Source organism: Vibrio sp. Isolate32 (genome assembly GCF_022397955.1).
GTDB lineage: Bacteria > Pseudomonadota > Gammaproteobacteria > Enterobacterales > Vibrionaceae > Vibrio.
In genome coordinates this window covers 106,885-121,250 of sequence record NZ_JAKEUQ010000011.1, presented here as the reverse complement: position 1 = coordinate 121,250, position 14,366 = coordinate 106,885, and the positions used below count along the sequence as shown (strand labels likewise).

Sequence of the window (14,366 nt, the reverse complement as noted above, 5' to 3'; positions counted from 1 at the left end):
CGCGCCATTAAACCGCTGGTCATTGGAAGAAAAAATTGGCTCTTCTCAAATACACCAAATGGTGCTGATGCGAGCGCGATGCTTTACAGCATCGTCGAGACAGCGAAAGCCAACGGCCTTATCCTCTACGACTACATAGTCAAGTGCATGAAAGAGCTCGCGAAAGCTGAGCCTGATATCGATGCGCTCCTACCTTGGAACTTCAAACATTAACAACACCGCCCCGTGGGTTCATGGGGCGCATACGTTTGATGGCATTAAGATCTTCGTCTTGGGCGTATTCACCATCGACATGAAAGCTAGTGATATCAAGGTGGACAGAGTCTGTTTTAAGTCTAAGATTATCAACGACATGCTCTGCAATCGCTTGGTAAAGCGCTGACACATCTGCTTCATACAAAGCATCTAACGTGCGTCCGAGTACATCGTCAGTTAAATGGTGAGCTTCAATGTTTTTAGCGAGCAACTTAGCAACAGGCTTCGTCTCGAAGAAGTCAGAGAACATATGCAGCGTTCTACTGTGAAAACCAAGGCCGTTAAGAATCATTGCTAAGACAGCATCGCCATGTGAGACGTTATGATCTGAGTATTTGGGAATAATGCGATCAATAATGCCTGGTAAACCGACTTCATGACAGAAAGCAGCGATTAGCCCTAAGTGGTCCAAGCGTTTAATGACAGGTTGAGCAGTAGACATAATAAGTGACCGTTAAATAACAGTAATAGATCAAAACTGAGGATCACGGTCAAGAGTTCTGTCGTACTAACAGCTGCAAACGATCACTGGATCACATTATTCTAATTCTGAAATTGGCTGCGGAATGACGGCACTAAAAGTGCATTTTATAAATCAAAGAAAATTGGAACGCTGGCCAGTTACTTCAACAACTGTAGTTTGGCTTGCCAAACTACAGTTGTATTCTGTATTTAAACTATAGATTTAAAAAAACTAATGTGTTGCTCTGCTGTTGCCTGAGTGGAGAATTCGTCACGAATTCTTCCCTTAGCTTTTTCCCCCATCTCAATTCGTTTGGTTTTGTTTTGACTGAGAAGACGAATTTTTTCGGCGATCGCAGTGCTGTCTTTAACTGGTACAACAAATCCTGATTCGCCATCTAAAAGGAGTTCTTTACCACCACCAGTCGTTGTTACTATTGATGGTACGCCCATTGCCATTGCTTCAATGATAGTTTTGGGTAGCCCCTCTCCGCTGATCGATGGCTGGATTTGGATGTCGCTTGCTGCTAGCAGTTCAGGAACATCCTTTCGATAACCTAAAAAGTGAATACGTTTTGCCATGCCACTTTTTTCTGACAGCAATAGATTTTCGGGCGTATCCATATCTCTCCCAACGAGAGCAAGATGTAGATTAGGAATATCAACGAGTTGGCGCATACTGTCTAGAAGTATGTGTACACCTTTACTTGGTCGTGCGTTAGCGATACAAATTACAATAATTGAATCTTTGGGAATACCTAATTGAGTGAGGTCTGCAGGTTTAGCTTGGTACCAACTCATGTCATGACCTTTATAAATGGTTTTGACATTGTCTTTAATTTTCCAAACTCGTTTTTTTACGTCATCAGCTACCGCTTGGGCTACACAACTAATACCATTAACTCGTGGGTGTAGGTGAGTTAGATAAGCTGATGGATCATGACGGTAGAGCCCACCAACTGTCCCTCGGTATGTCACTAGTCGAGTCTTTTTGAACCCGATACAAGCGAATGCTGCATTTGGTATAGTCTTAGAGTTCATCGCATAGACAATGTCATATGTTTTATTTTTTAGCTCAGTACGAAGCACTTTTATTGCCGATAAGCAAATTTTTTTCTTTGGATAGCAGTCTATGATTTTGATACCACAATCTATGAATCGGGTAACATAGTCAGCATCACCTTGAGTTACAATCGTAATATTATGCCCAAGACGAGACATTTCAATGAACATTTCGGCTTCGGGTCTAACGCTATTCCATGCATCTTTATAGGAGCTAAAAATTAAAATATTCATATTAGTTCGTATTTATTTGGGGTTTGAAAGAGAGTTGATCATTGCATAGCGGAATTATCAGCATCAAATACATTAAATTCGTCTCTGCATACCAAAGTGGTGAATCAGTTAAGCAAGCTATAAAATAGAAAACGACTAAAGAAAATATTAAGCTGCTTTTTTCATTTCTTCTGGTTGCTGCGTAATATAGCGGTACAAAAAACAACGCCAATGTAAAAATTAATCCAATAATTCCCATTTTTGCGAAGTTTTCAAAAAACTGGTTATGATACTGATCTGGGTGGAATTTAGCTAGACTCGGCTCGATTAACCTCTCATCAACTAAATTTAAGAATACCTTTTTGTGCTCTGACCCTGCACCTATCCAAAAATTGCGTTTACCAATCTCTGTTGCTGCTTGCCACATCTGAACTCTTAGACCGATAGATGTGCCATAATCACCACTTTGAATCGCAGCGTATTCCTTTTCCGTTCTCTCATACCTTTCAGTTAGTTGGTCTTTGAATACAAAAGATATAGCAAAGAAAATGGTGAGCATTACTCCTAAAATTTTCCAACGCTTTTTTTGGGTTCTGAGATAAAAAAAGAGCAAAATCGAGAATGCGCATAACAGAGCCAACCAAACCCCTCTGGTTTCCGATATTAGGATACTGCTAACTGACAGCAGTGTGGTCGCGATAGGTAGTAATTTCTTTGTCTCTATAAATTGATAGAGAGCAAGGATAGCTATAGCTCCACAGATAGTGGAATATGGGATTGCATTGAGAAGAAGTTCTCCTCGGCGTGTACCTAAGTACAGTAGGTGATAGCTTATAAAAGCTGTAAGGGCAATCGAACCAACAAATGACATCCACATTAAAGAGCGTTGATTGATTAGCCGTATAGGAAATACAAGCATAAGTAGTGATACTGATAATGTAGCTCTAAGCATACTTGGGCTTGCGCTTTGCAATAGGTATTTTAGAGATATGAAAGCGGTAAATAACAGAACGATCCAAAATGTATAATTAGATAAGTTCTGCTTTATGCTTTTTTTTGATACCACAGCTAAACTTGCAAAGATAGAAATAAGGGCCCCAACGACCATATTCTTTTCACCGCCAGGTAATATGGCGATAAAGGTGAACAGGTAAAAATAAGGGAGTAATATTAAACTACTAATAATATTATTTTTCATTAATAAAGCTCGTTCGAATTTACCTAGCATAGGGGTTTTTATCTGTGTCTGGGCGAGTTTTTAATAAACGCAATATCCACATATATTGCTCAGGCTTTTTGCTCACGTAATCTTCAATACATTGATTCATCATACGCGCATCCTGTTCTTCGCTTCCTGTTGGGAAGGGTAGAGCAGGGTAGAAGTCCAATGTGTATTGACCTGTGTTGCTATCATATTGAGCAAATAGAGGGACAATTTTAGCCTTGCTTAGCTTAGATAGTCGACCAAGGCCTGAAATAGTAGCTTTTTGTGTAGCAAAGAAATCAACGAAGACACTGTGCTCACGACCAAGATCTTCATCTGGAAGGTAATAACCTAGGTAGCCATCCCTTACTGATTTGATAAAAGGCTTGATACCACCACTACGGTCATAAACTCGACCGCCGTATTGTACGCGCTGTCGATGCATGAGCCAGTCACTGAGCTTGTTTTTCTGGGCTTTCGCCATTGCAGACACCGGAAGATTACGTGACGCGAGTAATACTGCAGGGATGTCGATCGCCCATGTATGTGGCACTAACAAGATAACATTCTCGTCACTGTCCGTAATATCGGTTAGGTTGTTCAGGCCGTTAATCGAGGTGTTATTCTCTAACCAATCTTTGCCTTTGAGTGTCAGAGATGCAAAGCCCATCAAAAATGAGATGGATGTAACGTATGACTTATAAAGGAGTGCTTCGCGCTCTTCGATTGATTGGTCAGGAAAACACATCTCAAGGTTTACACGAGCTCGACGGTTAGCTTTATTCTTTATTTTTACGGCTTGTTTAGCAATAAATTTAGCCATAGCTAAACGAATCCTATCAGGCAAAAAGCAAACTAACGAAGAGGCTAGCACTGCGATCCAAGTACCCCAATATTTAGGTGCTAGAAAGCCCCATTCAAACTCAGGATTGTATGCTTTTGGATCAAAGTCATTGCGTTGTGTGGTCATCAATACACTATATTTTTATTAAGGGAGCGAGGTATTAGCCCGCTACTCAGGAAATGATCATATTTTTATAATGATGGCCCAAACAAGAGGCCGTCATTAAATCAATATTTGATAACTTACTGTGGGTTAACAAGCTTCATGTATTCGGCAACGCCGTCTGCGACAGACTTAAATTCAATATCGCAGCCTGTATTACGTAGCTTCGTTAAGTCAGCTTGAGTGAATTCTTGATAAGCGCCTTTTAAGTGCTCTGGGAATGGGATGGTTTCAATTTCTCCCCTGCCGTGGTGTTTGATTACCGCTTTTGCGACTTCTTCAAAAGACTCAGCGTTGCCAGTACCTAGGTTAAAAATGCCAGACACACCATTTTCTAAGAACCAGAGGTTAACAGCCGCCACATCACCGACATAGACAAAATCACGCTTAAAAGTCTCGCTGCCGGCAAACAGTTTTGGATTCTCACCGGCGTTCATTTGGTTGTTCAGGTGGAAGGCAACGGATGCCATACTGCCTTTATGTTGTTCACGCGGGCCATAAACATTGAAGTATCTAAAGCCTACGATTTGTGAAAGTGTTTCGTTGTGCGCTTCGGCATCAGCCGTTAGGCGACGAACGTAGTTATCAAACTGTTGTTTTGAGTAGCCGTAGACGTTCAATGCACCTTCGTATTCGCGCTCTTCAATAAATGTATCAGTTTCACCGTACGTTGCAGCGGAAGAGGCATATAGGAATGGAATTTCACGTTCTACACAGTAATGAAGCAGTTCTTTTGAGTGTTCATAGTTGTTAAGCATCATGTATTTGCCATCCCACTCAGTGGTCGCAGAGCACGCACCTTCGTGGAAAATCGCTTCAATATGACCAAAGTCATCACCAGCCATCACTTGAGTTAGGAAATCGTCACGATCCATGTAATCGGTGATGTCTAGGTCGACAAGGTTTTTGAACTTCTTACCGTCTTTTAAGTTGTCGACGACTAGGATATCGTTGTGGCCTGCTTCATTGAGCGCCTTAACAATATTGCTGCCAATCATGCCAGCACCACCCGTTACGATAATCATAATTCTCTAACTCTTTTGAATACAAAACTATCACGAGTATAGCAAGGAATGGACAAGGCGGGCTAGTGGAATAATTCCCCAACCGGAGTATGATATGGCAATCTAAGTTATAAATTTTGTTGAGTTAATTGCTCAAACCTATAGGTATTATCATGAAGATTGCAGTAGCCGGTACGGGGTATGTGGGTTTATCAAATGCGATGTTATTGGCACAAAACCATGAAGTCGTAGCTGTCGATATTATTGAAGAAAAAGTTGCAATGCTTAATAAGAAACAATCACCGATTGTTGATAGTGAGATTGAACACTTTTTATCGAGTAAGAAGCTTAACTTTAGAGCCACAACAGACAAGGCTGCATATAAAGATGCCGAGTTCGTTATCATCGCAACCCCTACCGATTATGATCCTAAAAGTAACTATTTCAACACTTCCTCTGTTGAGTCTGTTATTAAGGATGTTATGAGCATAAATCCTGATGCGGTAATGGTGATTAAATCAACGGTTCCTGTAGGTTACACCGCGCAGATAAGAGAAGAGCTAGGTTGCGAAAACGTTATGTTCTCACCTGAGTTTTTACGCGAAGGTAAAGCCCTTTACGATAACCTACACCCATCACGAATTATCGTTGGTGAGTGCTCTGAACGTGCTAAAGTGTTCGCCAACCTTTTAGTGGAAGGCGCGGAGAAAGAGAACATTGATGTTTTGTTTACTAACTCGACAGAAGCCGAAGCGGTAAAATTGTTCTCAAATACTTACCTTGCGATGCGTGTCTCTTACTTCAATGAACTTGATTCTTACGCGGAAGCACATGGCTTGGATTCTCGTCAGATCATCGAAGGTGTGGGTTTAGACCCTCGCATTGGCAACCACTACAACAACCCTTCATTTGGTTACGGTGGTTACTGCTTACCAAAGGACACTAAACAACTGTTAGCTAACTATCAAGATGTACCAAACAACATTGTCGGTGCGATTGTCGATGCTAACCGCACTCGTAAGGACTTCATTGCGGATTCAATTATTAAGCGCTCGCCTAAAGTTGTAGGTATTTATCGTTTGATCATGAAGGCCGGGTCGGACAACTTCCGTGCTTCTTCGATTCAAGGCATTATGAAGCGCTTGAAAGCCAAAGGTATTGAAGTCGTCGTGTTCGAACCGGTGTTAGAAGAAGATCACTTCTTTAACTCGAAAGTTTATACTGACCTTGAAGAGTTCAAAGCGGTATCGGATGTGATTGTATCTAACAGAATGGTAGAAGAAATATCAGACGTTGCGGATAAGGTTTACACACGAGACCTGTTTGGTAGTGATTGATTGTAATCGCTATTGATTACAGCTGTGATTATTGAAGGCGAATTTTAGCTAACGCTAATTAGACCAGATGTTAACAGCTCGATCTATCCGTTTAGTGGCGATATACTGAACCACTAAACGGACAGGGATACTAATGACTAATGAAAACACGTGACAAGATTGTTTACGCTGCTTTAGAGCTTTTTAATGAGCATGGTGAGCGCAGTATTACGACCAATCATATTGCTGAGCACATCGAAATCAGCCCTGGTAACCTCTACTACCACTTTCGTAACAAGCAAGAAATTGTCCGTGATATTTTTACTCTTTATTCGACAGAGTTGCTTGAAAGGTTCACACCGATTCAAGGGCAACAAGAAAGCCTGACGCTACTAAAGCGCTACTTAGATTCTATCTTCACGCTGATGTGGAAGTACCGATTCTTCTATGCAAACCTCCCTGAAATCTTGTCTCGTGACGAGCAACTTCACCTCGATTACATGGCTGTGCAAGAAAAATTACAAACTAACCTTGTCGATATCATGAGGGCTTTCGTTGAATTGAATTTGCTGAAAGCGACCGATTCAGAAATGAAGTCGATGGTGACTTCTCTTCATTTGATCGCGTCGGGTTGGTTGGCCTATCAGTCTGCTGTGTCTCCAAAAGCTCAAATCACAGAGCAAGTCGTTCACCAAGGTATGCTGCAGATGATCGCGACCGTTAAACCGATTGCGACCGCGCAAGGTTTTGAGCAGCTGACATTATTGGAAGATGGTGTAAGGGCGTTGAACGCTAAGTAGAAAGAGACGAGTAAGCGAGAGACGGGCAACGAAGAACTATACTCGAATCCCGGCGAACTATACTCGAATCCCGGCTCCGCTCTTACCTAACCAACCAACTCTTAGGGTTTTGAGCTTGGCTGTTTCTACGAATTTCAAAGTACAGTGATGGACGAGTTTGGCCGCCAGTGTCACCGGCTAGAGCAATAGCCTCACCCGCTTTAACCTTGTCACCTTCTTTCTTGAGTAGTGCCTGGTTAAAGCCATAGAGCGTCATATCACCTTTACCATGGTCGAGAAGAACCACTAAACCATAACCACGCAGATACTCCGCAAATACCACCGTGCCTGAGTAAACGGATTTTACTTGTTGCCCGTACTTGGCATTGATCACCATGCCTTTCCAGTTAATTTGACCAGTTTGGCGTGAACCGTAGTTATGCAGAACTTTATCTTTGATCGGCCAAGGGAGCTTACCTTTACGTTTTGCTAGGCCATCCATCGGGACTACATTACGTCTTTCACGAGCGGCTTTCTCTGCTTTGGCTATTTCGGCTTTTAGGCGAGTTTCATTACGCTGAAGTTCGGCTAAGTAATTTTTGTCTCCTGAGATGTTCCTTTTAATACTGCCGACAGTTTTTTTACGCTGAGTTTGAGTCTGGGCTAATTTGTCGCGTTTTGTTGTCTGTTGTTTTAACAGAGCCGCGATCTGCTCTTGTTCAAGTTGGCGCTGTTTATGGCTCTCTTCTAACTCAAGTTGTGTTTGTTCAATTGTTTTGATTGTTGTAGAACGGGCTTTAGCAAGATGTTGGTAGTAATGGCTGATGCGATCTTCTTCGACACCCGTGTTGAGAATGTGAGATGAGGCTTTGGCGCGACTTGTCATATAGTAAGTCTGAATCAGTTGCTCTAACTTATCGGTATGAATTTTTTTCTGAGCAGTAAGGGCTTTGATCTTAGTATCTAAGTTAGCAATATTTGCATTCGCCGTATTAAGCTGCTTTTTACTGTCTTGAATGGCTTTTTCCAGTGCAGCGATAGACAGCTCTTGTTTCTTTAGGCTTGCTTGTAAGCTATCGAGCTTCTTTTGCTGAGAAGAGAGGGCTTTTTGTTGGCGAGATATCTCGCTAGATACACCTTTCAGTTCACCTTGAGACGCGGCAAATGACGATGTTGATAAAAGTGCAGCACTTAGGCTGGCTGATATAAGAAGAGTTCGACTGATAGCTCGAATGTGTTTCATCATTATCGTCATTTAGTTGTATTCATCTGCTCTTAATTTTTCGAATTCAGCTGAATTGAATCCACATCTGTTTTTAGTTCTTCGTATCTCGTGTCTGCTCTTAAATTCCATCACCATGGATAAAGCTTTGTGATCGACCATTGAACCCTTGGTCCATATCCAGAGAAGGTTTATCTGTCTTTGGCTTGCCAACAATCTTAGCGGGGACACCCGCGACCGTAGTATGAGGCGGTACGGCTTGCAGAACCACAGAGCAAGAGCCAATCTTAGCACCTTCTCCCACTTCAATATTGCCGAGGATCTTAGCGCCGGCACCGATCATCACGCCTTCGCGGATTTTAGGGTGACGATCACCGCCTTCTTTACCCGTACCACCAAGAGTCACGTCTTGAAGAATCGACACATCATTTTCGACTACAGCCGTCTCACCAATTACAATGCCTGTCGCGTGGTCGAGCATGATCGCTTTACCGATACGAGCTGCAGGGTGAATATCCACTTGGCAAGCAACCGAGATTTGATTCTGTAGGTAAGTGGCAAGCGCAATACGGCCTTGCTTCCACAACCAGTTAGCCACTCGGTAACCTTGCAGTGCGTGGTAGCCTTTCAGGTAAAGCAGAGGCATCGAGTACATATCGACTGCAGGATCTCGATTTACCGTCGCGCAAATATCACAAGCAGCAGCATCAATAATCGATTGATCTTGCTTAAATGCTTGTTCAACCACTTCGCGCACAGCCATTGCCGGCATTGAAGCTGTCTTTAGTTTGTTTGCTAGGATATAGCTAAGCGCAGCGCTTAAACTTTCATGATTGATGATCGTGGCATGATAAAAACTCGCTAGCATAGGTTCTTGCTCAGACTGCTGTCGAGCTTCCTTCACAATGCATTGCCAAACTTTTTGTTGTTCACAGTGTTTCATTTTACCGTCCATTCTTTTAAACCAGATACGCTTAGCTAGTTGAAAGATGCGAAGAACGACGAGATTCCAGATACTTCGTTCCTCAGTTCTGGAATGACGAAATCAAAACTTACGTCATCTCTAAGAGTGAGGAACAAGCGAGTTGGAAAACTTTCTTCGGGTAGTTTATTTTCATGCTATTCGCCTCTCGATTACCCGAATCTCGTTACTGCTCTTACTATCTTTCTGACTTCTTATCTCGAGCAAGTAGATCTTGCGCAGCTAAGTGTGCGTCTTTTCCTTGATACAACACTTGATAAATTTGTTCAACAATTGGCATCTCAACGCCCATGCGCTCTGATAGTAACCAAACTTCTTTAGTGTTGCGATAACCTTCTACAACCTGGCCAATTTCTTCTTGGGCGGTATCAACATCTTTACCTGAACCTAACGCTAAACCAAAACGACGGTTACGCGATTGATTGTCGGTACATGTCAGGACTAGGTCGCCAAGTCCCGCCATACCCATGAAGGTTTCTGGTTGTGCACCAAGAGCAGCACCCAGTCGGCTCATCTCAGCTAAACCACGGGTAATTAACGCTGTACGTGCATTAGCACCGAAGCCAATACCATCCGACATGCCAGCACCAATCGCGATAACGTTTTTAACTGCACCACCAAGCTGCATACCAATGAAATCTGAGTTTGCGTATACGCGGAATGTCTTGCCACAGTGAATCTTTTCTTGAAGCTCTCTTAAGAAGGTCCCATCCGGTGAAGCGACTGAAATAGCGGTCGGCATACCCATCGCAAGTTCTTTGGCGAAAGTAGGGCCAGATAGAACTGCTAGAGAGTAACTGTCGCCAAGCACATCGAGTGCGACATCTTTAAGTAGTCGGCCAGTCTCTGGTTCCAATCCTTTTGTAGCCCAGCAAATACGAGAATTCGCTGACAAATGAGGCTTTAAACTATTTAAAACGATGCCAAACACGTGGCTAGGAACAACAACAAGAAGGTCGCGACTTGCTGTTACCGCTTTCTCAAGATCCGACTCGATGATCAGGCTTTCTGGGAAGTCGATGTTTGGCAGAAATTCATTGTTAGCACGTTCTGATTCAAGGCGATTCATATGAACAGGGTCATGTCCCCAAAGAACAACATTGGCACCGTTACGGGCTAGAGATATCGCTAAAGATGTCCCATAAGAACCTGCGCCAATGACTGTCATGGCGATCTCCTTGCCGTAAGCGCTGTCTTTACCGTAAGCGTCTGCCGTGTTGGTCGGGCGAGTTGTGTCTGTCATGCTTCCACCTAAAAATAATGAGGAAAATCGGAGAGTTCTGGAAAAGCTTCCTACTAAATTAGAAGGCTCTCTATCTTAGTACAGTGTAAAGAAAAAATGCACATCGCAGAAGTTACGATATGCATTTAAAAGTTAACTAACGATTGAATCGTTAGAATTAAGTTCTACTTTGAGGCTTAAGCCTGCTCGCCTTCAGCTTGTTGAGCTTGGTTCTGTAGGTAGTTCATGAACAAAGCATCGAAGTTTACAGGTGCTAGGTTCAGTTGTGGGAACGTACCTTTAACCACTAGGCTAGAGATTGTTTCACGAGCGTATGGGAATAGGATGTTCGGACAGAATGCGCCTAGGCAATGTGCTAGTTGACCTGCTTCCATTTCGCTTGCAGAGAAGATACCACCTTGCTGAACTTCACAAAGGAATGCTGTGTCTTCTGCGTTCTTAACCGTAACAGTCAGACGTAGGATTACTTCGTAAACGCCTTCGCCAAGCTCACGGCTTTGAGTGTCTAGGTCCAGTTTTACATCTGGATTCCACTCTTTTTGAAACATGTCTGGAGAGTTTGGCGCTTCGAAAGATACGTCTTTTAGGAAGATACGTTGGATTGCGAAGTTCTGTTGTGCGTCTTGTTGTGCTGCTTCAGCCATTTTCTTGTCCTTAAAAATTTAAATAAGGCTTTGTTCATTGTATTTGTCGAACAAAACCCGAAAGTTAGTTTACCAGGTCAGCTTACTTTTTGCCTTTTACTATTTCTTACCTTTAACCAAAGGTAGATTAGCTTCGCTCCAAGCCACTAGGCCACTTTTCAGCACGCTTACGTTTTCGAAGCCTGCTTTAACTAACAAGTTAGCGCTTTCTTGAGCGGTTTGACCTGTCTTGCATACTACGATGATTGGGTCAGCTTTACGGCTTTCAAGACTACCTAAGTTATTTGATTTGATGTCTGACGGCAAAATGTGAAGTGCGTCAGTAATATGGCCCTTTTTGAACTCATCTTTAGTACGAATATCAACCACAACGCCGCTCTCACGGTTGATCAGTTGTGTGGTTTGCGCTGCTGTGATCTCTTTGTAGGCTGCATTTGATGTCTTGATAACGTTCGCAATGATGGCAACAACCAAGCCGATCCACACGATGGCTAAAATCATATTCTCTTGAACAAATGGAACTAACTCTTGCATGTCTTGAACTCTTATTCGTTATTGGGCGAAAAATTATAGGGTAGGAGTATAGCGAGAAAGGATGGGATAATACAGAGCAAGCATGTTGATGTATAAATCCTCGCCGTCGGTCTCTTTAATCTAGAGGAATGCTGGGCTTTGATGCGTAATTCAATGGAACTAAATCCAGAACCTAGGATCTGATCTGCTACGTCCACTATCTCTCGTAGCCCCATGCCTAAACCACTTTACAAAACAACCAACTGGAAGCAATACAACCAATCACTTATTAACCTTGGCTCTTTGACCTTTTGGATTGATGAAGGCAATAAGCGGGTGGGCGCAAAACAAACAAAATAAGCGCAGGATGCCACGTCGGTTCAGTGATTTAGCCATCACGACAGCACTTATGGTGAAACGCGTTTTTTCTATGCCGCTGAGAGCGCTGCAAGGATTTATCGACTCGATATTTAGGTTAGCCCATGTACCGTTAAGTTGTCCGCATTACACTTGCATCAGTCTTAGAGCCAAGCAAGTTGAGGTCTCATAAGACTAAAACGAGAGGGGTGATACAGCACCTAGCCATTGATGCGACAAGCCTTAAAGTTTATGGCGAAGGAGAATGGAAAGTCAAAAAACACGGGACAGATGGCAAGCGTAGAGTCTGGCGAAAGCTGCATATTGCCATCGATACAAGCACTCAGAAATTATTGCAGCCGAGCTAAGTTTTTCGTCGGTTACGGATGGGGAAGTTATCCCTAAACTTACTGAAACAAAAACGTCGAAGTATCCTCGAGGTATCTGGTGATGGGGCTTATGATACGAGAGCGTGTCTGTTGCTATTAACGTTAAGGGAGCCATGGCGCTTGTTCCCCCAAGAGAAGGGGCAGCCTTTTGGGGGCGGGGTCACCCTCGAAATCTCGCCGTGAGTTGTCAGAAGTTATACGGCTCAAATAAGTATTGGAAAGAGCGGTATGGGTACCACAAACGTTCACTCTCAGAAACCGCGATGTATCGAGTTAAGCAGCTGCTAGGAGGGCAATTGAGCTTAAGAGATTACAATGCCCAAGTGGGTGAAACTTACGCGATGATAAAAGCGTTGAACAAGCTTACTGGGTTAGGTATGCCTGAAACTTATCGTATTGACTAAGAAACACACGAAACGGGCGGCTCCGTCTCTAAACTGAATTACGCAAAAAAGCCGTCTTTTTATGTGACGCTATTTCCTAAACAGTGCTTTATAAGGTATTGCTTATGATTTATCCATTTACTTGATTGTGGTTATTACCTATGATGTACAATCAGTTGTTTAAGCTGAGCAACTGATTGGAGATGTGAAAATCATCTTCTACATATAAACGTTTATATTAATGGAAATCATTATGAAAAAGATAGCTCTAATAGCGGCATTGGTAGTTAGTTTTTCTGGCGCGGCATTTGCGGCTGAAGAAACAGCAGCAGCTGGTTCAGGTACTGGTACAGCAGCAGGTACTGGTGCATCTGCAGCAGCAGCAGGCACAGCAACAACAGCAGCAGTAGCGACAGCAGCAGTAGCGGTAGCAGCAGCAGTAGCCGTTGCTTCTAACGACAGTGGTGCGACCACGACAACAACGACTCGATAATTGTTGAGTAGGCGTTTAAAACCATTTTATGTGTAAGCATAAAGTGGTTTTTTTATATCTAATTGATTAATTTCCATATTTGGACAGCAGTAACCAGATTGCTAGGAAGCAGAACTCATCATGCTTAAACCTCTAATCATATCTTTTGGTCTTGTCCTTGCTGGTTGCTCTCAGCAGTTTCAAGACGTTAATTCTACTTTTGATGAAGCCTTTTTTGGAAGCTCTGATGTTGAGCTGTCGAAGGAGTACATTCAAACTTTACCTTATTCGAGCATTTATGCAGAAGTGAATGACCAAGGCAAAATCTTCATGGTATTGGCGTACGTCGATGAAAACCCGCAAACGGGGGCAGAGCAATTAAAGTGGATGTCTTCTGATAAAGCGATGATCGTCACTGAAAATGGGCGTATCGTACAAACCTTATTGCTTCCTTACGAAAACCTTTCTGGCTTAGCATTCCAACCGTTAAATACGTTCTCGTCTGCAAACAGCTCGTCACCAGATTCTTCTTCTGCGTTTGATGTGTCTGCCAACCCTGGTGCCCAAAAGTGGCAAGCGGTTTACGATTGGCAACCTAATTATCGATTCGGCTACAAAGCCAATATCACCCGCACGTATGCAGGGAATGAAACGGTAGAAACACCGTTAGCCTCTATCGACACTAAGAAATTCCAAGAAAAAGTGAACTTCCCAATGTTAGAGCAAGACATAACCAACGAGTATTGGGTCGACAGTAAAGGTAAAGTGGTCAAAACCATACAGTATTTAGGCCCTGATATGACAAGGCTTGAGTTAACCGTCCTTAAGCATTATCAAAGTAAGTAACGGATCAAAGTAAG

General features: G+C 42.8%; 14 protein-coding genes and 2 pseudogenes. 6 read left to right on the top strand and 10 right to left on the bottom strand.

Annotation, left to right across the window (positions count from 1 at the left end; translation table 11 throughout):
* The coding region (locus L1D11_RS11115) for a transposase domain-containing protein (RefSeq protein ID WP_239833600.1) at window positions 1-213 on the top strand (213 nt) is incomplete at its 5' end.
* A 64-nt stretch (window positions 214-277) separates the two neighbouring features.
* On the opposite strand, the pseudogene L1D11_RS11110 reads toward L1D11_RS11115, so the two are convergent.
* The 5 genes and pseudogenes from L1D11_RS11110 to rfaD form a co-directional block, all read right to left on the bottom strand.
* A pseudogene (locus L1D11_RS11110) lies at window positions 278-697 on the bottom strand (DUF4277 domain-containing protein); the annotation flags it as partial.
* A 230-nt stretch (window positions 698-927) separates the two neighbouring features.
* Entirely contained in the window at window positions 928-2,013 is a 1,086-nt protein-coding gene (locus L1D11_RS11105) for a glycosyltransferase family 4 protein (protein WP_239834813.1), read from the bottom strand.
* A gap of 1 nt (window position 2,014) precedes the next feature.
* On the bottom strand, window positions 2,015-3,190 hold the full coding sequence (locus L1D11_RS11100) for an O-antigen ligase family protein (RefSeq protein WP_239862461.1): 1,176 nt from the start codon (window positions 3,188-3,190) through the stop codon (window positions 2,015-2,017).
* Window positions 3,191-3,209: 19 nt separating this feature from the next.
* The gene (gene lpxM / locus L1D11_RS11095) at window positions 3,210-4,166 is read right to left on the bottom strand and encodes a lauroyl-Kdo(2)-lipid IV(A) myristoyltransferase (RefSeq protein ID WP_239832996.1); all 957 of its coding nucleotides are present in this window, start codon (window positions 4,164-4,166) and stop codon (window positions 3,210-3,212) included.
* A gap of 116 nt (window positions 4,167-4,282) precedes the next feature.
* A complete protein-coding gene (gene rfaD, locus L1D11_RS11090) occupies window positions 4,283-5,227 on the bottom strand; it encodes an ADP-glyceromanno-heptose 6-epimerase (RefSeq protein WP_239832995.1) in 945 nt (314 codons plus the stop codon).
* 152 nt (window positions 5,228-5,379) lie between these two features.
* On the opposite strand from rfaD, the gene L1D11_RS11085 reads away from it, so the two are divergent.
* Together L1D11_RS11085 and L1D11_RS11080 are read left to right on the top strand one after the other, a co-directional pair.
* Window positions 5,380-6,543 (top strand): nucleotide sugar dehydrogenase, encoded by a 1,164-nt coding sequence (locus L1D11_RS11085; RefSeq protein ID WP_239832994.1) that lies wholly within the window; start codon window positions 5,380-5,382, stop codon window positions 6,541-6,543.
* A gap of 140 nt (window positions 6,544-6,683) precedes the next feature.
* Complete coding sequence (locus tag L1D11_RS11080; protein ID WP_239832993.1) at window positions 6,684-7,322, top strand: TetR/AcrR family transcriptional regulator; 639 nt, start codon at window positions 6,684-6,686, stop codon at window positions 7,320-7,322.
* A gap of 82 nt (window positions 7,323-7,404) precedes the next feature.
* On the opposite strand, the gene L1D11_RS11075 is transcribed toward L1D11_RS11080, so the two are convergent.
* From L1D11_RS11075 to L1D11_RS11055, 5 genes are all read right to left on the bottom strand, one after another.
* The gene (locus tag L1D11_RS11075) at window positions 7,405-8,556 is read right to left on the bottom strand and encodes a peptidoglycan DD-metalloendopeptidase family protein (protein ID WP_239832992.1); all 1,152 of its coding nucleotides are present in this window, start codon (window positions 8,554-8,556) and stop codon (window positions 7,405-7,407) included.
* Window positions 8,557-8,644: 88 nt separating this feature from the next.
* Entirely contained in the window at window positions 8,645-9,466 is an 822-nt protein-coding gene (gene cysE, locus L1D11_RS11070) for a serine O-acetyltransferase (protein WP_239832991.1), read from the bottom strand.
* Window positions 9,467-9,683: 217 nt separating this feature from the next.
* Window positions 9,684-10,748, bottom strand: coding sequence for an NAD(P)H-dependent glycerol-3-phosphate dehydrogenase (gpsA, locus tag L1D11_RS11065; protein ID WP_239832990.1), 1,065 nt, complete (start codon window positions 10,746-10,748; stop codon window positions 9,684-9,686).
* Window positions 10,749-10,924: 176 nt separating this feature from the next.
* Window positions 10,925-11,392, bottom strand: a complete 468-nt coding sequence (gene secB / locus L1D11_RS11060; protein ID WP_009847959.1) for a protein-export chaperone SecB — start codon at window positions 11,390-11,392, stop codon at window positions 10,925-10,927.
* 99 nt (window positions 11,393-11,491) lie between these two features.
* Window positions 11,492-11,926 (bottom strand): rhodanese-like domain-containing protein, encoded by a 435-nt coding sequence (locus L1D11_RS11055; protein ID WP_239832989.1) that lies wholly within the window; start codon window positions 11,924-11,926, stop codon window positions 11,492-11,494.
* A gap of 213 nt (window positions 11,927-12,139) precedes the next feature.
* On the opposite strand from L1D11_RS11055, the pseudogene L1D11_RS11050 reads away from it, so the two are divergent.
* From L1D11_RS11050 to L1D11_RS11040, 3 genes and pseudogenes are all read left to right on the top strand, one after another.
* A pseudogene (locus tag L1D11_RS11050) lies at window positions 12,140-13,055 on the top strand (IS5 family transposase).
* Between the two features lie 232 nt (window positions 13,056-13,287).
* Window positions 13,288-13,527: a hypothetical protein gene (locus L1D11_RS11045; RefSeq protein ID WP_239832988.1), complete on the top strand. Its 240-nt coding sequence runs from the start codon at window positions 13,288-13,290 to the stop codon at window positions 13,525-13,527.
* Between the two features lie 120 nt (window positions 13,528-13,647).
* A complete protein-coding gene (locus L1D11_RS11040) occupies window positions 13,648-14,352 on the top strand; it encodes a YjbF family lipoprotein (RefSeq protein ID WP_239832987.1) in 705 nt (234 codons plus the stop codon).
* The last annotated feature ends 14 nt before the right edge of the window (window positions 14,353-14,366 follow it).